This is a genomic window from Psychrobacter communis (assembly GCF_014836505.1).
GTDB lineage: Bacteria > Pseudomonadota > Gammaproteobacteria > Pseudomonadales > Moraxellaceae > Psychrobacter > Psychrobacter faecalis.
In genome coordinates this window covers 1-20,793 of record NZ_JACSQR010000009.1, presented here as the reverse complement: position 1 = coordinate 20,793, position 20,793 = coordinate 1, and the positions used below count along the sequence as shown (strand labels likewise).

The 20,793-nt window shown below is 43.6% G+C and carries 19 protein-coding genes; 6 read left to right on the top strand and 13 right to left on the bottom strand.

The window, feature by feature from the left end:
* Positions 1 to 191: 191 nt before the first annotated feature.
* Together leuA and H9653_RS04975 are read left to right on the top strand one after the other, a co-directional pair.
* Positions 192 to 1,976 (top strand): 2-isopropylmalate synthase, encoded by a 1,785-nt coding sequence (gene leuA / locus H9653_RS04980; protein WP_191690892.1) that lies wholly within the window; start codon positions 192 to 194, stop codon positions 1,974 to 1,976.
* Positions 1,977 to 2,263: 287 nt separating this feature from the next.
* Positions 2,264 to 2,875, top strand: a complete 612-nt coding sequence (locus tag H9653_RS04975) for a hypothetical protein (protein ID WP_191690891.1) — start codon at positions 2,264 to 2,266, stop codon at positions 2,873 to 2,875.
* Between the two features lie 114 nt (positions 2,876 to 2,989).
* Here H9653_RS04975 and accC read toward each other — a convergent pair whose 3' ends face one another.
* The 4 genes from accC to H9653_RS04955 form a co-directional block, all read right to left on the bottom strand.
* Positions 2,990 to 4,357: an acetyl-CoA carboxylase biotin carboxylase subunit gene (gene accC, locus H9653_RS04970; RefSeq protein WP_144296916.1), complete on the bottom strand. Its 1,368-nt coding sequence runs from the start codon at positions 4,355 to 4,357 to the stop codon at positions 2,990 to 2,992.
* A gap of 158 nt (positions 4,358 to 4,515) precedes the next feature.
* On the bottom strand, positions 4,516 to 4,944 hold the full coding sequence (gene accB, locus H9653_RS04965) for an acetyl-CoA carboxylase biotin carboxyl carrier protein (RefSeq protein ID WP_144296917.1): 429 nt from the start codon (positions 4,942 to 4,944) through the stop codon (positions 4,516 to 4,518).
* A gap of 248 nt (positions 4,945 to 5,192) precedes the next feature.
* Entirely contained in the window at positions 5,193 to 6,560 is a 1,368-nt protein-coding gene (locus H9653_RS04960; protein WP_191690966.1) for an MATE family efflux transporter, read from the bottom strand.
* A gap of 315 nt (positions 6,561 to 6,875) precedes the next feature.
* On the bottom strand, positions 6,876 to 7,370 hold the full coding sequence (locus H9653_RS04955) for an EVE domain-containing protein (protein WP_191690889.1): 495 nt from the start codon (positions 7,368 to 7,370) through the stop codon (positions 6,876 to 6,878).
* 284 nt (positions 7,371 to 7,654) lie between these two features.
* Here H9653_RS04955 and hemW point away from each other — a divergent pair, with 284 nt between their 5' ends.
* Complete coding sequence (hemW, locus tag H9653_RS04950; RefSeq protein ID WP_191690888.1) at positions 7,655 to 8,977, top strand: radical SAM family heme chaperone HemW; 1,323 nt, start codon at positions 7,655 to 7,657, stop codon at positions 8,975 to 8,977.
* 64 nt (positions 8,978 to 9,041) lie between these two features.
* On the opposite strand, the gene H9653_RS04945 is transcribed toward hemW, so the two are convergent.
* On the bottom strand, positions 9,042 to 9,182 hold the full coding sequence (locus H9653_RS04945) for an entericidin A/B family lipoprotein (RefSeq protein ID WP_144296920.1): 141 nt from the start codon (positions 9,180 to 9,182) through the stop codon (positions 9,042 to 9,044).
* Between the two features lie 254 nt (positions 9,183 to 9,436).
* Between H9653_RS04945 and H9653_RS04940 the strand changes: the two genes are divergently transcribed.
* The gene (locus H9653_RS04940) at positions 9,437 to 10,009 is read left to right on the top strand and encodes a tRNA (cytidine(34)-2'-O)-methyltransferase (protein ID WP_191690887.1); all 573 of its coding nucleotides are present in this window, start codon (positions 9,437 to 9,439) and stop codon (positions 10,007 to 10,009) included.
* A 111-nt stretch (positions 10,010 to 10,120) separates the two neighbouring features.
* On the opposite strand, the gene H9653_RS04935 is transcribed toward H9653_RS04940, so the two are convergent.
* The 4 genes from H9653_RS04935 to tusD form a co-directional block, all read right to left on the bottom strand.
* Positions 10,121 to 10,477, bottom strand: a complete 357-nt coding sequence (locus tag H9653_RS04935; protein ID WP_369811270.1) for a TusE/DsrC/DsvC family sulfur relay protein — start codon at positions 10,475 to 10,477, stop codon at positions 10,121 to 10,123.
* Complete coding sequence (locus tag H9653_RS04930) at positions 10,474 to 10,827, bottom strand: hypothetical protein (RefSeq protein ID WP_068408717.1); 354 nt, start codon at positions 10,825 to 10,827, stop codon at positions 10,474 to 10,476. Before H9653_RS04930 ends, H9653_RS04935 begins: the two co-directional genes overlap by 4 nt.
* A gap of 86 nt (positions 10,828 to 10,913) precedes the next feature.
* Positions 10,914 to 11,237: a hypothetical protein gene (locus H9653_RS04925; protein ID WP_068408719.1), complete on the bottom strand. Its 324-nt coding sequence runs from the start codon at positions 11,235 to 11,237 to the stop codon at positions 10,914 to 10,916.
* 96 nt (positions 11,238 to 11,333) lie between these two features.
* On the bottom strand, positions 11,334 to 11,792 hold the full coding sequence (gene tusD, locus H9653_RS04920) for a sulfurtransferase complex subunit TusD (protein ID WP_068408721.1): 459 nt from the start codon (positions 11,790 to 11,792) through the stop codon (positions 11,334 to 11,336).
* Between the two features lie 326 nt (positions 11,793 to 12,118).
* On the opposite strand from tusD, the gene glnE reads away from it, so the two are divergent.
* Together glnE and H9653_RS04910 are read left to right on the top strand one after the other, a co-directional pair.
* On the top strand, positions 12,119 to 14,968 hold the full coding sequence (gene glnE / locus H9653_RS04915) for a bifunctional [glutamate--ammonia ligase]-adenylyl-L-tyrosine phosphorylase/[glutamate--ammonia-ligase] adenylyltransferase (RefSeq protein WP_082894412.1): 2,850 nt from the start codon (positions 12,119 to 12,121) through the stop codon (positions 14,966 to 14,968).
* Between the two features lie 305 nt (positions 14,969 to 15,273).
* Positions 15,274 to 16,203 (top strand): branched-chain amino acid transaminase, encoded by a 930-nt coding sequence (locus H9653_RS04910; RefSeq protein ID WP_068408726.1) that lies wholly within the window; start codon positions 15,274 to 15,276, stop codon positions 16,201 to 16,203.
* 129 nt (positions 16,204 to 16,332) lie between these two features.
* On the opposite strand, the gene H9653_RS04905 is transcribed toward H9653_RS04910, so the two are convergent.
* The 4 genes from H9653_RS04905 to H9653_RS04890 form a co-directional block, all read right to left on the bottom strand.
* Positions 16,333 to 17,214 (bottom strand): ChbG/HpnK family deacetylase, encoded by an 882-nt coding sequence (locus H9653_RS04905; RefSeq protein ID WP_068408727.1) that lies wholly within the window; start codon positions 17,212 to 17,214, stop codon positions 16,333 to 16,335.
* Positions 17,211 to 17,660 carry a GtrA family protein gene (locus tag H9653_RS04900; protein ID WP_068408729.1) on the bottom strand — a complete coding sequence of 150 codons (450 nt, stop codon included), beginning with the start codon at positions 17,658 to 17,660 and terminating at the stop codon, positions 17,211 to 17,213. Before H9653_RS04900 ends, H9653_RS04905 begins: the two co-directional genes overlap by 4 nt.
* The gene (locus tag H9653_RS04895) at positions 17,653 to 18,756 is read right to left on the bottom strand and encodes a glycosyltransferase family 2 protein (RefSeq protein ID WP_068408731.1); all 1,104 of its coding nucleotides are present in this window, start codon (positions 18,754 to 18,756) and stop codon (positions 17,653 to 17,655) included. Before H9653_RS04895 ends, H9653_RS04900 begins: the two co-directional genes overlap by 8 nt.
* A 74-nt stretch (positions 18,757 to 18,830) precedes the next feature.
* Positions 18,831 to 20,438, bottom strand: a complete 1,608-nt coding sequence (locus H9653_RS04890; protein WP_191690886.1) for a glycosyltransferase family 39 protein — start codon at positions 20,436 to 20,438, stop codon at positions 18,831 to 18,833.
* Positions 20,439 to 20,793 lie beyond the last annotated feature (355 nt).

Sequence of the window (20,793 nt, the reverse complement as noted above, 5' to 3'; positions counted from 1 at the left end):
GTGAGATAGTGGTTTATTTCACTAAAATATTATAAATAGTAGCTAAATAAAGCTGATTTCTAGTACAAAAACTTTGTTATTATAATGGCATAAACTTTTATTATCTCGTATGATAAAGAGTGCTTGGTCATTAGTTGCCCAGTTAAAATCTATACTTCAACTCAGCTCTTTATGTTATCTAAGGATTGATTATGCCTAATCAAGCAACACGCAATGCAGACCGCGCGCCTGCAAAAGTCACCCCAAAAAATGCCGCTTTTGATTTCCGTAAATATCGTCCATTTGCGTTTGCTCCTGTGCTAGCAGATCGTACATGGCCGAGCAAGACGATTGGGAAATCACCAATTTGGGCAAGCGTGGACCTGCGTGATGGCAATCAGGCGCTGATTGATCCGATGACCATTGAACAAAAAATGCGCTTTTTTAAAACCTTGGTCGATGTGGGTTTTAAAGAGATTGAAATTGGTTTTCCGTCGGCGGCGCAAGTTGAGTTTGATTTTGCACGTAAACTCATTGAAGAAAACCATGTGCCTGCTGATGTCACTTTGCAAGTATTGGTGCAGGCGCGTGAGCATTTGATTGCCCGTACTTTTGAGTCATTAAAAGGCGCGAAGCGTGCCATCGTTCACGTCTATAACTCAACCAGTCGTGTACAACGTGAAAAAGTATATGCTAAGGATAAAGTAGAAATTAAAGAAATAGCCATTGCTGGCGCTAATTTATTGGTCGAATACGCAGCTAAATACCCTGAAACAGAATGGGTATTTCAGTATTCGCCTGAAAGCTTTAGCCAAACGGAAACTGAATATGCGGTCGAAGTCTGTGACGCAGTTTGTGAGGTTTGGCAGCCTGAAAACGGCCAAGAAGTGATTTTAAACTTGCCAGCGACGGTTGAAGCATCAACGCCAAATGTATTTGCCGACCAAGTTGAGTATTTTTGTCGTCATATTGCCAAGCGTGAGCATGTCACCGTAAGCTTACATACGCATAACGACCGTGGCTGTGCGGTAGCGGCTGCCGAGCTTGGCGTGCTTGCTGGTGCCGATCGTATCGAGGGCACTTTGCTTGGCAATGGCGAGCGTACGGGTAATATGGATATCATGGTGATGGCGATGAACTTGTTTAGTCAAGGCATCGACCCCGAGCTTGATTTTAGTAATATGAGTGAGATTGTACAAGTGGTAAGCGAGTGTAATAACTTGCCGCTACATCCGCGCCATCCGTACGTTGGTGAGCTTGTGTTTACCGCCTTTAGTGGCTCACATCAAGATGCCATCAAAAAATCTCTTGATTACAATGAAAAACACCAAGATGAAACCGATAACGTCTGGGACGTTGCTTATTTGCCGATTGATCCGGCGCACATCGGTCGCAGCTATCAAGATGTGGTCCGTATCAATAGCCAATCTGGTAAAGGCGGCGTTGCTTATATCTTGCAGCGCAATTATGGCTTTAATTTGCCGCGCTGGATGCAAATTGACTTTAGCGGCGTGGTCCAAAAACAAGCGGAAAGCGCTGCTCGTGAATTGCAAAACGATGAAATTTTAAAAACCTTTGAAGAGACATATCTACAGCAAGGCAGCTTCGAGCTTTTAGATTATAGTGTCAATAATAAAGGCGGCGAGGTTTACTTTAACGGTCAAGTGCAGATGAATGGCGACACCATTACTATTGACGGAACCGGTAATGGTCCATTGTCATCGTTTATTGATGGCCTTGCGCAGCACACAGGTAAATCTATCCATGTTATCAACTACGCTGAGCACGCGATTAATCCGCAGCATAATAGCGGTGATGGTATCGATGATGATACCAACAATGACAATAAAACCAACGCCAATGCCGCAGCTTACATTCAGCTAAATGTTGACGGTGATGTTTACTCAGGCATCGGCACTTGTAGTAGCACGGTATCAGCGATGCTGAAAGGCGCATTGTCCGCCTTTGCTCAAGCGGCTAGCCCAGTTGCTGCTTAATATCGCCTTTAGCCGATAATGAAATAGTTCGATTTACGATGTTAGTTTATAACGCCATGGCTTTTGCAAATTAGCCATGGCGTTATTTTTGTGTATATACACTTAATATTTGGTAGGTGAGTTTTAAAAACAATATTGGGCATGAGTTTATTGATGAAGGTTTACGTTGAGGTCAGGGTTGGTCAAAGTCGTACGACTAATAGCATAATGTTACTTGTGTTTTTGGTGTCTAAGACTTACGCTAATGTACGTCTTATTTATTATTATAATATTAAAAAAGGTTAATTATGGAACCTATATCTTTTGCTTCATTTTCATTGGCCTCTATTTTAGCGTCACTGCCAGTGAACGGTGAAGCGGTTAGCAAACCTACCGTTACCACCCATATCAGTCCCGCTATCGCCGGACAGTGGGAGATAGATTTAGACAGTGGCATCACGATGACCAAAGATGCGCAAGCTAAGCAAGCGGCGTCAAAGATGGAGCTGGGCAAAATTGATGAACCAAAAGTAGGCACTGGCGCTGAGGGTGGCGTGTTGACCCAAAATGAAAAGCGTATCGTCAAGGTGCAGCCAACTAGCAGTAAAAACCTGTTAACCGCTAAGTCTACTCAATGTCGAGAGATTTATAATTTTGCGGCCGATAATGAGATGTGGGCAGTTAGTGGTAAAGAGTGGACCTACGGGCGCTACTTAGTCACCCATCGTGATGAAGGCTTACCTATTATTGCGCTAAAAACGGTTTATGATAATAACGAAGTCGATTGCTCGGGCAATCAGGTAGATCAAACTGGCGAGGCATTAATAGCGTTTTTGAACCATGAAGGCAATAAAATGCAGTGGTGCGCCGATCCTGAGGGTACAGAATGCTTTATGAATTTCACCAGAATATTACCTTAGCGTTATTTATAAAATTTAAGCAGCACTTTATAAAATTTAGACATATAAAAAAACCGCTATCTTTTAGGTAGCGGTTTTTTTTAATTTCTGCTTAAACAAAAAGACTAAGACTAACTAAGAAGCAGAATCAGCTTTATCCTTATTAGATGTTAATAATTCTCTTTCTAGGTAGTGAATGTTTTGCGCTTCATTAACAAATTTATCATCCGCTAAAATAACATCACGATGCAAGGATATATTGGTTTTGATACCTTCAATCACCAATTCGTCAAGCGCATGCAGGGTTTTAGATATCGCTTGCTGACGTGTTTGACCGTGACAGATCAGCTTGCCAATCAAGGAATCATAATAGCTTGGAATCTCATAACTTGGGTAGAGGTGCGAGTCAAAACGCACGCCCGCGCCACTTGGGGCAAACAACTGATTGACCGTACCTGGGCAAGGCATAAAGGTCGCTGGATCTTCGGCATTGATACGACACTCTATGGCGTGGCCTTGAATTTCAATCTCGCTCTGACGATACGATAAACCGTAGCCAGCCGCGATTTTAAGCTGTTCAACGACGACATCGATACCGGTAATCATCTCAGTGACTGGATGTTCAACCTGCACGCGGGTATTCATCTCAATAAAAAAGTATTCATTATTTTCAAATAAAAACTCAAACGTACCCGCGCCGCGATATTTGACCAGCTCGCAAGCTTTGACGCAAGCATCTAAAATGGGCTGACGCACATCGTCAGGGATATCTGGGGCAGGTGCTTCTTCTAAGACTTTTTGGTGACGACGTTGTAATGAACAATCGCGGTCATACAGATGAATGGCATTGCCATTACCATCGCCCAGTACCTGTACTTCTACGTGGCGCGGATTTTGGAGATAACGCTCCATATAAACGGTATCATCACCAAACCACAGTTCAGCCTCTTGTTTGGCAGCTTGTACTTGGCCGATAAGCTCATCAAAACGTTCAACAACGCGCATACCGCGGCCACCGCCACCAGAAGCAGCTTTAATCAAAAGCGGAAAGCCGATATTGCGCGCTTGCTCTTCAGCGTTATGCAAAGTGACGGCACCCACTGAACCAGGAACTGTTGGTACGCCTGCTTTTTTCATGGCATTAATGGCTGATACTTTATTGCCCATTAAGCGAATGTGGTCAGCATTGGGGCCGACAAAGGTCAAACCAGCTTCTTCAACGCGTTCAGCAAACTCAGCATTTTCTGCCAAAAAACCATAACCAGGGTGAATGGCATCAGCGCCAGTGATTTCAGCGGCGGTCAAAATGGTGCTAATATCGAGATAGCTTTGGTTGGCATTGGGTTTGCCAATACAGATTGCTTCATCAACAAAGCGTAGGTGCATTAAATTGGCATCCGCCGTTGAATAGACGCCGACGGTTTCTATGCCAAGCGCCTTGCAAGCTCGAACGATACGTAGGGCAATCTCACCTCTATTGGCGATGAGCAGTTTTTTTATCATGGGGTCATCCTTGTCGAAGCGGCAGTCATTGATAGCCTCGCTATTTTGGACATCGTAACAGCAAACGGCGCTAAATCAAATTTAGACAAATTGAGCGCTGATGTCGATGAATAATAACGAGGTCTCAATCATTACAAAGTAAAGGTTGGTAGATAGTGTTACGCTTTATAGCGTATGACTGGCTGACCAAACTGTACCACTTCAGAATTATCCACTAAGATTTCATCAATGACGCCGCTTTGAGTCGCTTCGAGAGGATTCATGATTTTCATGGCTTCGATGATACCAAGCGTATCGCCTGCTTGCACTTTTTGACCGACCTTTACAAATGGCGGGTCATTAGGACTTGGGGCTGAATAATAAACACCCACCATCGGCGAGGTTTCAACGCTGCCAGCTTTGACAGCGGCTTTTGCGGCGGCAGCGACAGGTGCAGCACCTGCGGCAGGCGCAGCCATCATCGTCGGTGCTGGCGCATCATAGTGACGAGTTAGACTGATGTGTTCGTCATCTGAGCTGATTTCTAAATTAACCAGTTCACTTTCTTCCATGAGTGCGATCAGGGTGCGTATTTTTTCAATATCCATAATTTTAATTTTGCCTTGTACTAATTTCTAGAAAAAATAGTGTAACTAAATATTGTATTGGTAATTGCTAATGATACCTATATTCACGCCAATGAGCAATCAATGTACAGTTGTTAACTGAGTTTTTTTACATATTATGACGTAAGCGTGCTTAAGCGTAAGAAATATTCAATGATTTATCATAGTCGATGTCACAAGGTAGCGCCAGTCATGGTTACTAGACGCTACGTTTGAACCAAGCGACCGCATCAAGCCCATAATGTTGTCAAGCGTTTTTGCTGATAGCGCAGACGCAGACTTAATAATATAGACGATAAGAATAACCCAGTGATGAGAGCCATCCAAAAACCCTGTGCGCCAACGTCGGTAAAGCGCACGAGATAAACGCCAAGTGGTAAAGCAACCAGCCAATAACAAAATAGCGTCACCCACATCGGCACAGTGGTATCTTGCATACCGCGTAATATACCAGCGACATTGACTTGCCAGCCATCAAATAATTGATAAGCGAGGGCAAAAATGAGTAAGTGCATGGCTTGCGCGCGTACCACAGGATTATCGGTGAATGCCGCCGCCAATTGCGGCCTAAATAACCAAACGCCGAGCATAGACGTCAGCGCAATGATAACCGTCCATACAAGCCCTGTAGTTAACACTTGACGCAGCGCCATCAGATTTTTTTCACCAAAGCGGTTAGAAATCATAATGGTTAGCGCCATCGCAACTGATATGGGAATCATAAACAGCTGCGAGGTCACCGAAAGTGCCACTTGATGCGAAGCGGTCGCAATCTCACCGAGCGGACTGATAACTAGCGCCCCTAAACTAAATAAGCTGGCTTCAAAAAAGATAGAAATACCAATCGGAATGCCAAGTTTTAATAGTTTTTTAATTTGCGTGCGGTTAGGGCTGGCAAAAGCATAAAAGAAGCGCGTACTGGCAAACTGTTGACGCTTGGTAAAGCTGGTATATGTCGCTAGTAATAGGACATTAATCCAAAGTACGATGGCCGTTGCTACCCCGCAACCAGCGCCGCCCATTTCGGGCATACCAAATAAACCGTGGATAAAAATATAGTTAAGCGGAATATCGGCAAGCAGCCCGATGATACTAATAACCGTCACCGGCTCAGGTCGGCCGAGCGCCTCACAATAACTGCGCAGCACGGCATAGACCGCGATTGCCGGAAAACCGAACGATACCCCATGTAAATATTGCGCAGCGATGGGTTGGATGTTTTCAGGTACGCCCATCACCCCAAGTATATTGGGCGCTAGATTGACAATGATGAAGCCGAGAATACCAATGACGCCGGCCGTCCATAACGATTGCTGGGTAATATGCGGCACTTGGCTATGATTGTTTTGGCCGATGGCTTCGCCGATAAGCGGCGTGGTGGCAATCAAAATACCGGTCGCCAATAAAAACAGTGGTAGCCAAATACCGGAGCCGACGGCCACGGCTGCCAAATCAAGGGCGGAGACTTTACCGGCCATAATGGCATCGACGACACCAAGCGCTGCTTGGCAAAACTGGGTAATTAAGATGGGGAGGGCGAGTACGCCTAAGCGTAAGCTGTAACTTTTAAAATCTCTAAAGGACAATGGGAAAACCATAATGAGCAACTTTTTATTCTTTGCAGTAATTATTGTGGATGAGCAAATGCTGCCATCAACAAGTTAATAGCGAAACAGTGAAATAGGATTGGTGCGACGATAATACTCCGATAAATAATATGAGCAAGTCCATTTTTAATGATTATTAATAACGACATGCCGATAAAGTAAAAAATTAAACAGTTAAGACTAAAATGAAAAATGACCCGTCAATCCGTAAGTAGAATTGAGAGGTCAAGATAAGAAAGTTTTGTTAAATTCGCATTAGGATTGGTATTTTTAAAATTTTAATGATTTACCAGTCCTACGTTATGGTTAAATGGCGCTAGGCGAATTTGGCAACAGATTCAGCTCTTCTGCCATATCCATAATCGTGTTCCAATGCTTGGGTTCAAGCGGCAAAATGGTCAGCTGCTCACAGCCTTTTCTTAGCAATAAAGAATCCTCAAGCGCCGGCAAAAATTTAAGCTGCGCTAATGGCAGTATATCCGTAAAAGCCTGCTCAAAAGTCACATCTACCATGTACCAGCGCGGCTCATCTTCAGTTGCTTTAGGATCATAATGGCGATGTTCGGGGTGAAACTGGGTGGGGTCGGGATAACCAGCTTTACTGATAGTCACGATACCAGCGACGCCAGAAGGTTTGGCGCTAGAGTGATAAAAAAATGCTTTGTCATCAACTTTCATATCATCACGCATAAAGTTGCGGGCGCGATAATTACGTACCCCATCCCACATCTCCGTGCCTGCACGTTGTAAATCTTCTATATTAAAACAGCGAGGATTGGATTTGATAAGCCAATATGCCATGGTTTTTATCCTTGTAAAATTATTAATGTAACCATAATGGTTTCATAGTGATGGCTTTAAAAGCTGCCCACCATCTATTTTTATTCCATATTTATTTTCATTCTTTGTAGTCATCTAGCTTATCTAGCATTACCACTATCGGCCATTGCTATAAACGCCGATTGTTCCCAATACTTTTATGGCCAATTTATGCTGATTAGGCTTTTCTTTAGCGCGTCCAGCCGTTATCCTAGCGCTACTTTCTGCTGACGACCGCAGCTACTCCTTTATAGATAAGTCCGCTTATGTCAAATATCAAATCTTCTCATTTTTCGAATCATCTTGACGCTACTAATCGTAACGAAACAAGTGCGCTTATAGTGAAAGATATTCCGTTAGCACTTTATATCCATATTCCTTGGTGCGTGAAAAAATGCCCTTATTGTGATTTTAATTCGCATGAGCTGCCGATGGACAGTCAGCTATCTATGTACGATGAGTACGTCGATACGCTATTACTTGATGCAGCGTCACAGCAAACGTTGCCCCAAGGACGAGAAATCAGCTCAATATTTATCGGTGGCGGTACACCGTCGCTACTGCCCATTGCCCAGTATCAGCGTTTATTTAACGGTTTGCGTGAGATTTTTCAGTTTGCAGGTGACATTGAAGTGACGATGGAGGCCAATCCAGGCACCCTTGAGCATGCACCATTTGCACAGTATTTAGATGTAGGCATCAATCGTTTGTCGATTGGCGTACAAAGCTTTGCTTCTGGCAAGCTCACCACGCTGGGGCGTATTCACAATCCCGCCCAAGCATTATCAGCTATTAAAGCCGCTCGTCGCGCTGGATTTGAACGTGTCAACGTCGATTTGATGCATGGGCTACCGCAGCAAACGATGAGTGAAGCCCTGAACGACATTCAAATGGCGCATGAGGCAGGTGCTACACATATTTCTTGGTATCAGCTAACGATTGAGCCAAATACGGTGTTTTATCGCAATCAGCCGATTTTACCCGATGAAGATAGTTTGGCAGATATTGAGCAAGCGGGGCAGACATTGCTTGAGCATTTGGGCTATGACAACTATGAAGTGTCGGCCTGGGCAGGTGCGTCCGATAAACCTTGCCGTCACAACGTCAATTATTGGCAATTTGGTGATTATTTAGCGATTGGTGCTGGTGCGCACGGTAAAGTTACCATTGATGATAAATATGTAAATCAAACATTAATGGTTGATAAAGTGTCTGATGAGGTATTGAAAAAGGTATTAGCAGAGGCGGGTACTTATCGCTTTAGCAAATCACGTATGCCAAAAGACTATATAACTTTTGATATCGACACGATGAATAATATAAAAAAAGAGGGCGCGCCAAAAATGGTCGGTTGGCAGGCAATCGCGAGTGATGAGTTGGTCAGTGAGTTTATGCTCAATGCTCTACGCTTGCATGAAGGCGTGACATGGTCTTTGTTTGAAGCTCGAACAGGGCTGAGCTATGACAATATTGCTCTAGAAGTAAGTCAACTTATTAAACAAGGGCTTTTAGTAGATGATAATGAACACTTACAGCCAACGGCGTTGGGTAGAAGATATCTTAATCAGATCTTAAGAGTATTTTTATAAAGCGTGCAGACAAAAAAAGAAGCTTACCAAATGATAAGCTTCTTTAATATAAGCCTAAAAAGGCTTAGATTTTGTTTTGTACTTCTTGTGCAGTACCAGTTACAGCGCCACCGGCACTTGATACGTCTTGGCCTAGACCTTTAAAAGTGTTGCAACCAGTTAGTACAAACATAGCAGTCAAAGAAGCGATAACTAATTTTTTCATAATTTTTTCCTCAAAAAAGACAGGGTTTATAAGTAATAACAGTAAACTATAGCGTTTTGCTTAAGTTTCACTGAGGGGTTACAGGATACAAGGACAATGTTTTTAAATTATCTCGTTATCCATTAGGGTCATGATAATCAAAGTTAAAATCAGTGCCCAGTATCAAAATGTAATTATTGGCAGTAAACTGTAACTTTTGATTACGTCTGCCATATAAGTTTAGACAATACGCTTAAATCATTTACGGAGTTTGTATGACCATTCATATCGTGTTGGTAGCGCCAAAGATGCCTAGCAATACTGGCAATATTATACGCTTATGTGCCAATAGTGGGGCGCAGCTACATTTGGTTAGGCCGTTAGGGTTTGAGCTCAACGATAAGAAGCTACGCCGTGCAGGTCTCGATTATCATGAATACGCTCATCTGCAAGTACATGACGATTGGGCAATGACCAAGCAAGCGCTACAAGCGGCTGGTTGCGAGATTATCACCGCGCTGACGACTAAGCTGAGTAAACCGTTTTATGACTATGATTTTAGTGGACAAACGACTCAGCATTTAGACAGCAGTGCGTCTAATAGCCCATCATCACATCATGTGGCGCTGGTCTTTGGTTCTGAAACGGCAGGGCTGCCAGAGGATATCCGTACCGATATCGGCGCTGATAACTGGCTACGCTTACCAATGCTTGCGGATTCGCGCAGTTTAAATCTTTCTAATAGCGTGGCAATATGCTTGTATGAAGTTTGGCGACAGCAAGGATTTGACGGCGATGAAGGTCGCAGTATCGGTTACGACACCTTGACCGTTTATGACCCAAAATAGAGTAGAGATAGAGAAGCTAGCAGGGTGATTGGGTAAAAAGAGGTTAAAGAAAATCAGTCGTTTAATTTTCTTTAACCGCTTTTTTGCTACTTTTTTTATAAACCACGTGTTTTATAAACAATTTGGCGGTTTTGGCAAGCCAGCAAGACGATTGACATGACGGGCAACCAAACCCGTATTAAATAACTGCTGGAGCTTTTGATTGCTGATGTCATGCTCAGGCAAGGTTTGCTGTAGCCATTTAATCAGCGGGCGGGTCGCTGGCGCGTGATTAAATTTGGTAAAAAATGCGCGTACCTGCTGTAAGATGGCTAAATGTTCAGCATTTAAAGTTACATCTAGAGTATTCGCGAGCTGCTGCGCAATCGCAGGCGTCCAAACTGTATGGTCGCATAAATGCCCGTCTTGGTCTAAGTCCACTGCAGTCATCTTCTCAGCAGGTGTAATATCATCTTTAGGATTCATCATAGAGCAATTGTTACCACTTTATCAAAGGTAGCGCCATTCGCATAAGTATTTTGAGTTAAGGCGACCCATTCATCATCGCTCAAAACAGCCGTTAATTTGGCGGATAAATTGAGCTTTGCCGCCGTATTATCATTCAGCTGCGCTACGTCCTCAGCGAGAGCATAAATAGCCGCTACATCTTTTGTTTCAATGTACTCAAGGTCTTCCAAATAAGCATTAAACCAGTCAATAAAAGCGACCGTTGTGCCCAATAATATAATGCTATCACCCGCACGCCACGTCGATGTCATTTGTTCTGTGCTGCGTCTGAGCGTATCCATACTGCTATGTAATTGATATAAAGTTGCCATAATCGTGTCCGCTTACTTACTATATTTGTTGTCATATTAAAATAAATATTAACAATGTAAATTCGTCCTAGCCTAAAAAGTTGCTACTAAAAGACTAAGATCTGGTCAAATTCTTGCGAATTTACCACCTCTGGTATCAAGGTCAGCTGCGTCGCCAAATCTGCCGGTAACATGCCCGCAATCCAACCGCTAAACACATCGTCCGGTAACCAAGCGGCTGGCATATCATATAACTCAAGCGACTGAATCATGCCATGCAAACGTGATTCAGGCTGCATTAAAAAACCAAAGACCGGCGCATCCAAATACAGCTGCACCTCATGACCAAAAGTCGCTAAGGTTAAAGCCAGCGCGCAGCCTTCATAACTTACCATCTCGGTAGGCGTATGCAAGCGAATGAGTAATTTCATGATGTATTCCTAATCTGATTATCGCCAACCACTATTATTCATCTGGTTATTATTAAGTTGGCTGTTTTGACAGCGAGTTGTCATGTAAAACGCTGTTTAAAACTGGAGTAAACGACAGTTACCTTGCATCATCATCGCAAGCTCACTCAGTCCTACCAGCTTAAAACTAGCTGCCAGATTTTCGCTATCTAACTGATGGCGAGTGCTATTTTCGCTATCTGAAATACCGCGGCTAAGCGCCGTACTGACACAAACAGGCAGCGTCAACTGATATTGCTCAGCAAGCTTTTGCCACTCTTGAGTGATATTCATCTGGTCTGCTGACTGCCAGCGCAAGCGATTGGCGGTATTGGCGGCATCGGCATAGAAAAAAATATTCAATGGCGCAGGTACGTTTTCATTATTATCGCTGTTATCGGTCTCATCATTATTGTTCGTGTCATTATTATTTGTATCAGTGTTTGCTAGATAGGTACGCGCATAGCGTAGCGCAAGATATGCCAGCGGATGGCTGGGATCAGCAGTAATTAATAATAGCGGGGTTGTGGTCGTCATAATCGCGGTGTCACTTATGATGAATGAGAATAAAGAAAAAAGCACAGCGTCTCAAGATTTTTAAGACCCAAAGTGTTTAAAACTCAAGATTTCTAGGTTTAGGTTTTAAGTCCTTTTAAGTATTGGCTATTGTAGCATTATTCGCAAAACTTTCTTATGTTCGTCAGTTCTTAGTCAGTAAAGTGCTGTCAGTAGCATGGCTGAGGATTTATGCTACTATAAAAATCCTAAAATAAGATTGTTTATAGCCGCGTTAATATTGTAAAAATAATTTTTGCGATTGATGTGGTTTTTATAGCTTTATGCTGCAAGGAGTTGTCGTCGTTATGCTATCTACCATGCCTAGTAGTACAGGCTTTCAGCCTAGCCCAGAGCAGCTACAAGTGCTACAGACTGCCAGCGAGTTTGCTTATCAGGTTTGGAAAAGTCGAACGGGCGCTTGCCAGACGTTTTTGCGCAGTTATCCATTACAGAGCACGTTAACGCGCCAGCAAATTGATGATTTGATTCAAGATTATACCTTGGATGAGAATTATCAGCTCGCCAATGAAGACAAGGTAATGAGTGGTTTGCGGCATTTGCGTATGCTGCTAATGATGCGCTGGATTTGGCAAGATGCCTTGGCCATGATTGAGCTTGAGCAATTGACCGATGAGCTGTCTGAATTTGCCGATGGCTGCATTTTATTTGCCAAAGACTATACCTATCAGCAGCTGATTGCGCAATATGGGCAGCCGACCTTTATTAATGCGAAGGGGAATGTGCAAGTCGATGATATGGCGATTATGGCAATGGGTAAGCTTGGCGCGCATGAGCTCAATTTATCCAGTGATATCGACCTTATTTTTGTGCATCAGGCGCGCGGTGAAACAGACGGTGACAAAGCAAAAGGCACGCGCAGTATTGATAACAAGCGTTTTATGACCCGGCTTGGACAAGGTATTATTAGACTGCTCGATAATAATACCGCTGATGGTTTTGTGTTTAGGGTTGATATGCGTTTGCGTCCGTGGGGCGATGGCAGTGATTTGGCGATTCATTTATCCGCATTGCAGAAGTACTTTGCCCAGCATGGGCGGGCGTGGGAGCGTTTTGCTTGGCTCAAAGCCCGCGTGGTTGGACACATCGAGCAGCCGTTTTACGATGACATACAAGCGCTGATTAAGCCTTTTGTATTTCGTTATTACGTTGATTATAGTGCTTTTTCAGCCCTCAGAGAGATGAAGTCTCTGATTCAAAATCAAGTCGCTCAGCGCGAAGACTTAGACAATATCAAGCTTGGCGCGGGTGGTATCAGAGACATTGAGTTTATCGTTCAAGCCTTTCAACTGATTTATGGTGGTCGGCATCCGCAGTTACAGGTTAAGTCTTGTTTGGCAGCGATGCAGGCACTGTGTCAACTTGGGTATTTAGAAGAAACTACTTATCAAGAACTGCAGGCAGCTTATCGTTTTTTACGGCGCCTTGAACACGGTATTCAAGCGATTAACGATCAGCAAACGCAGCGCTTACCGCATGACCCAGAGTGGCAGCATAATTTGGCAATGACCCTTGGCTTTGATGATTGGGCTGGGTTATTAGCGACGCTGAATGATCACCGCTATCATGTCAATGTGCCGTTTGAGCGTATGGTTACTGAACGGCAGATACCGGATCAAGACGATGATGAGTTTGAGCCTGAACATCTAAACGAGCAGATTGCGCGCTTAAATGAGGTATTAACTGAAGAAAATCGCGAGCGTTTACAAGGTTTTTGGCAGTCAAAAATGGTCGCCAATTTGAGCGATGAAGCGCGTGAGCGTTTGGATGATGCGTATCCTGTGATTGTCCACGCGCTCCTTGTCCATGAAGAGCAGCAGCAACTTGCTAATATCGCTTTGCCGCGTTTAATAAATTTGCTAGAAGCCATTTGCCGCCGTTCTATTTATTTGGTGATGATTGCAGAAAACCCCAATGCCACCGTTGAGCTGATTCCGATGTTGTCGGCTAGCCCTTGGATTGCAAAAGAGTTGGCGCAGTATCCGGTACTTTTAGACACGTTTTTGCAGCAGCGCTATCGACATCTGCCAGACAAGCTTGAGCTGCGTGATATTTTGCGCCAGCAGTTGTTGCGCGTAGAGCCTAACGATGAAGAAGAATTGCTGAGCGTACTGCGATTGTTTAAAAAGAACCAAGTGCTCGCAGTGGCTGCCAGTGACGTGCTGGCAGAGCGCCCTATCATGAAAGTGTCAGACTCACTGACCTACATTGCTGCTGTGGTGTTAGAGGCGGCGCTGGAGCGTGCCTTTGCGGAAATCGTCAAACGTTATGGTTACCCAATTGGTCAAGATGGCGATCCGGTCACCGAAGCGGATTGCGGCTTTGCGATTATTGGTTATGGCAAGCTTGGCGGGCTTGAGTTATCCTATTCATCCGATTTAGACTTGGTGTTTTTGCATAAAATAAAAGAGCAGGGCATGACCACGGGTGAAAAATCGGTCAGTGGTATGAAGTTTGCCGCCCGTTTGGCGCAAAAGCTGATGACTTATCTGAATACCCAAACTCGTGATGGCCGTGCTTATGAAGTCGATATGCGCCTGCGTCCCTCGGGCAATGCGGGCATGATGGTGGTTTCTTGTCATGCGTTTGAAACCTATCAGCTTGAGAAGGCTTGGTCTTGGGAGCATCAAGCATTGGTACGGGCGCGAGCTATCTGCGGTGATAAGCGCGTGACCGCCCGTTTTTGTGACATTCGTCGTACCGTTTTGGCGCTACCGCGTACCATTGAGCAAGTCCGTATCGAAGTAACCAGTATGCGTATTAAAATGCAAAAGCATTTGGGCACCAGTCAGCACCAGCAGCAAGCGGGCAAGTTCCATCTTAAACAAGATGCGGGCGGTATTGTAGACATTGAGTTTCTCGCGCAGTTTGCGGTATTGGCTTATTCGCATGAACATCCAAGCTTGACCAAATGGAGTGATAACGTACGTATTTTTGAAGAAGTTGCCGCGCTTGGTATTTGGGAAGTAGAAGTTTGCCAAGATTTGACCGATGCGTATTTACGTATCCGCGCCGCGACCCATCAATTGGCACTATCTGAGCAATCGTTACTGGTGGATGAGTCATTATGGACAGAAACGCGAGCACTGGTACAAGCGCAGTGGCAGCATTTGATGGGCGTAGAATCTGCTGAATAATCCTGCCATAAAACAATAATGCGGCGTTATAAGTTCATTGCAATAAGCGTAGGGCTTTGATAGCCATTGTAACGAATGGTATATGAATAAAAGCCATGCAGTGATAAACTAAAATATTGTATTTGCTTCTCGTGCCGGTGCTATAATCACTGGCACCTTAAATTTGCAGATAGAAAAATTGCATCTGAAATTGCATCTAAAAATAGGCACTCAGTGTCAGCAGGCAATTTTACTTAAAACACTTATTTAACCATTAACACTCAACAAGAAAAGTTAGACGTCAGCGCTAGCATAAGGACTATTAAATGAATATGGCAACACAAGAAGGTAAGCTTTGGATGAATGGCACGATGATTGAACAGCCAGATGCCAAGGTTCATGTGCTTACGCATAGCCTGCATTATGGTATGGCGGTGTTTGAAGGGGTACGTGCTTACCAAACGGCTGACAATCGCACTGCAATTTTTCGCTTAAAAGACCATACCGATCGTCTACTGGGTTCTGCCAAAATATTTCAAATGAATGTACCGTTTGATGCAGCCGCACTTGAGCAAGCGCAAAAAGATGTGGTTAAGCAAAACAACTTGGCAGAAGCCTATATTCGCCCACTTATTTGGGTTGGCGCCGAGAAATTGGGTCTATCATCGCGTGACAATAGTATCAATGCGATGGTCGCTGCTTGGCATTGGGGCGCATATCTTGGTGAAGACGGTATCAAAAACGGTATCCGTGTAAAAACCTCGTCATTTACCCATCACATGACCAACGTGACCATGTGTAAAGCTAAAGCCTCAAGCAACTATCCTGTGTCTATAATGGCTAACCAAGAAGTCACGCGTAATGGCTATGATGAAGCTATCTTGATGGACCCACAAGGTTATGTCTGCCAAGGCGCGGGCGAGAACTTGTTCTTAGTCAAAGATGGTGTACTGCATACCCCAGATTTGGGCGGCGGCGCCCTTGACGGTATCACTCGCCGTACTATCATTCAATTCGCTGATGATTTGGGTATCAAAGTCGTTGAGCGCCGTATCACTCGTGACGAGTTTTACTTAGCCGATGAAATCTTTATGACAGGTACCGCGGCTGAAGTGACGCCTATTCGTGAATACGATGACCGCGTCATCGGTAATGGTGGTCGTGGTCCATTGACTGAGAAGTTGCAAACCTTGTACTTTGATGTAGTCCATGGCCGTAATGAGCAATATATGGATTGGTTAAGCTTTATTGATTAATTTTTAAAGCTGCATTTTATTTTTAAAACCATATTGTATGAAATAAAAAAGCTAAGACTGAAACAGTCTTAGCTTTTTTCTCTTTATCATTGCGTCACTTTTATTATGACTTTGATAATTATTAAAGGTTCAAGAGGGTGATGTTATATCTGACCAGCGCATCAATTTTACTTCATACTGAGCTAATAACTCTGCAAACTCGTCACTGATTAACCACTTATACTCAATCTCACGAGCCCCTTTGATGTCATCCTGCCAGCTATTACTTCTACTTTCAGGAACAGCAGGATGACACATAATCAGTGTAGGTGATACGTTAGCTGTATGACAGGGTGCAGCTTGCAGCCACTTTTTCCATAACATTGCTAATTGCTGACGATCAGCATCAAAACCATAAACCCCACCAAATTTATCATTGGTTATAATTCGATGATGCTGACAAGATTTTCGCCAAGCATAACCACCTAGTATATAAATGATCCAAGACTTTACGTCATTGATAAGCGGTGTAGTAACGCGTGCGCTCAGCATGCCTTTTGCTATCTTATCACTATAGCGGTTAGTGAGCTCTTTAATCAAACCCTCACGAATAACAGGAAACTGATGAATATGTTGATGTCCGTCAATAAATACAGGCGCACGATTAAAGCGTTCTTCAAATCCATCTAATTGTTGTTTAATAATATCGGTTACTTGCATGGGATTAAAACGACGCAAGTAGCTAGCGATAATGATTGATTTTAATGAACCACGCAGGGCGGAAGCAAATATACCCGTCAAATCTAAATGCAAGCCAATATCGACATTGAGTTGGTTCAGACGATTGATATCGCTATCCGTAATTGTACCGCCAACCATATAGCTGCTGGCACCAATACGTCCAAGTTCAGCAAGATGAATGACGGCATCGTTAACGGCAGTCGACAATCCTAAATCATCAACGTTAATAATCACAGGGCGGGCATGGTTAGATAGCGCAGCAGCTTGCTCTTTATAATGAGGATGGCTCATGATTTAAACGCCCAAAACTTGCCCAAGGCAAAGGTCATAACGGTAATAACGCCCGTGACCAGTAGCCATATCACTATATAATACTGCTCGCCAAACCAACGTAACCCTAAAACAAATAAGCCTTGATTGGCAATAAATCCTGCAGCAGAACTACTAAACCATTTTCCTAAAGCAGGAAGATGCTTTTTTTTATGAATATGATTATTGTTGTGCTGAATGCTCTTATCTGAATACTCTGATTGTTTAAAGGTAAGATAAAAATGCCCGAAAAAGCTGACCATAAAAGCAAGTAAAAAAGCGCCTACGTTTGCCCATGCTGGCGTGGCAGTCGTGAAATTAACAATACTGACCAATACTAAAAAATGCACCAAAGCCGCACTGGCACCAACGGCTAAAAACCAAAGGGCTTGCATAGCATTCGATTGCGTTTCTGCTGTGTTATTCATCAGCTGGTTTGTCCATTGCACTTTTGGCCGTCGCCTGTAGGTAATTATCAGCGTATTGATGAGTAGTATGCGCAGACTTGCTATTGATGACTTCATCGATTAAATACAGTGGTCGCTGCTTAACCTCTTCATAGAGTCTACCGACATATTCGCCAATCACGCCAATACAAACCAGTTGTATACCAGTAGAGAACATAATTCCTGCGGCAACCGTTGCCCAGCCTGCGACATCGCTACCAAATATTAAGGTATCTATCACGATATATAAGCCGTATAAAAAAGCCAATGCAGAGACTGCAAAACCTATGCGGGAAATCAGTCGCAGTGGTCGCTGAGAAAAGGAGGTAATACCTACAAGTGCCAATTCAAACAAGCTGCCATAGTTAAATTTACTTTCACCAGTATCGCGATTGGCAGCGGTAAAGGGCAAATAGACCGTATTAAAGCCAACCCAAGCATACAAGCCTTTCATAAAGCGTTGGCGCTCTGGTAATGAGCGTAAAGCATTTAGCACCTTGAGATTCATCACCCGAAAATCACCGGCATTAGGACGAATCTCGTAGCGCTGACTGTCTTGGATAAAATGATAAAAACTGCCTTTTAAAGTTTTTGCAAGTCGGCTTTCATGCGGGCGATTGGCTTGAATACCCGCGACCATATCAATATCCGATTGCTCAATCATCGTTAGCATTTGTGCTAATACTGCTAAGGGATGCTGTCCATCGGCGTCAATCATAGCAACCATCTCGCCTTGCGCAGCTGCTAGACCAGCACTGAGCGCAGGCTCTTTACCAAAATTACGCGATAAACGTATGAGCTCTAATTCTGTATTTGCTGGACGAGTAGGCATTAACTGTGTGACTACCTCGACTAAGTTATCGCGGCTACCATCATCAACAATAATAATCTCACAGTTTGCTATTCTTGCTGTTGAGCTCTCTAGATTTTGCTTGGCCGATGCTATATCTACTGGCGCGCGTAGTGTCTGCGTAAAGGCGAAGACCTCTGGCAAAAAGGCTTGTAAGGCTTCAGCATCATTATACGCAGGCATAATAATTGACAAATAAGGGCGAGATTGTGACAACTGTTCTAGCATAAACACTCAATTATTTTATTCATATAAATGGCTATTTACCAGCCGCTGATAAGCAAATGCTGATAGGCAAAGTTTTATTTAGAATGCTTAAAGCAGCGACTTGGGACATAAGCCACCCAGTTTATCAATAACGGTTTTTCTATCTTACCGTCACGCCAATCAATCTGCCATTGACCTTGCTGCTTAATTAAGGCATTAGCGTTGTTATGGCTATTCTCTACTTCAGTAGTGGCAATAGCATCAACATCATCAAGCAACGGCAGGACGATATCTTCTTCGCCCTCTTGCCACATGACTAACGTGCCATTTTCTTGTAGGCGCTGGGTGTTAATCCAGGGCGAGTGACTGGCAGGACCGGATATCATTTGTGAGGGAAAGCCGCTATTCATCGCCACTAATGCGCCAAGCCAGCGATCACCTGAAACGCTATCAAGTGTACAGCTACTCAATGATTGCCAAGTAGTCTGTGCTTGAACTGTCAATGCCTGCTCCGGCCACTGCATACGAGAAGGCTTATGACGAATCTTGTCGCCGAAGCCCACATATACTACCATTAGTACGGTAACAAGGGACAACCAAATAGTCAGAGCTTTTCGTAGCTTGATGGCGGTTAATAATTGAGTGGCAGGTGCTATCAAGGAGGCAGCGAGCAACCCTGACAGTGCCCACATTGGCATGCCCCACATATCACGCAAGCCCACCCCAAACACCAAGCTTAAAACAACCAATACCGCGATTGGTGATAACCACATATACCAAAGCAGTCCTGCGTCCTGCGGTAAGCTGTGCTTGTAGTCATCAGTCTTTAATAAACGCTTGCGATTAACAGCAAGCATAATTAGTAGCGGAATATGGGCGACAAGCTGAGCAATGATAAATCCTATCCAGCTAAAATGCCGCTTGATGTTATATGCCCCCGCAGCAACCTCTTGCGAGCGTCCACTGGCATAACTAAGCGGCAACCAATCGTGCGTTGCTAACCAATATAAATGCGGTGCGAAGATAGCCAACATAATAAAAGCCGCTATCCACGGTTTCGGTTGTTTTAATAATGGCCACTGTTTTGGCAGCATTAAATAGAATGCCATTGGTATCAGTAAGAATATCACGGTGTACTTGGTTAGCATGCCAAGTCCACCAATCACACCCAGTAATATCCAATCTCTGAGACGGTTTTGAGTCAAAGATTGATAAAACGCTAAGTACAACCCTGCCCAAATGGGAAACTGAGCGACGTTGTGATTAAACTCAAGGCTAGGGTAAGTGTAGTACAGAACCGCTAAAGTTAACGCGCTACCGATTAGAGCGGTGGTTGGTGACCAAATCTTCTTACCTAACTGATAAATTAGGACTAAGGTCAGTAAGACAGATAATTGGCTGAGTAAATAAGGGCCAACATGACCAAACAATTGATAAAAGCTGTATAATATCCATGACGATAATGGGGGATGTTTATAATAGCCCCATTGCCATTCGCTGCCCCAATTTATACCCTCGCTAACATCGAAGGGTACACTGCTGGCTAGAAAGCTTGGAGTGATAGACCAAACCAAAAAGTAAGCCATTAAAAACAACCCAAACCCGCGCCAAGATTTAGGTTTTTCAGGCTGTTGTTTAGAGAGAATATCCATGCCATTATTTATAGGCTGAGCATAAGAGGACGATTGTTCAGCGGGTGTCATAATACGAGCCTTATAATAATACAACCAACTTAAAGTAAGTCTGGTCTATAAGTTTTTCCGTATTATAGAGACAATTGATAGATAGGCATAGTCGAGCACGATTTTTATCTGTCGTAGTATGAGTTTAGAATTTGTTAATATTAAAAAAGTACGACTATACGATTAATTGAATCAAGCTATAAATCTACCTTATTTTAAATAACTTGACATAATGACGTATTAACTAGATAACCCCAGTTCGGGATAAGGGCTCAAAAAAAGATAAAAAAAGAAGTCCAAAGTTGCTAAAGTAAGTTTACCAAGACCACTTAAGCAAAAAGGACTTCTTACATGGACAACCTAACCGAACTATACT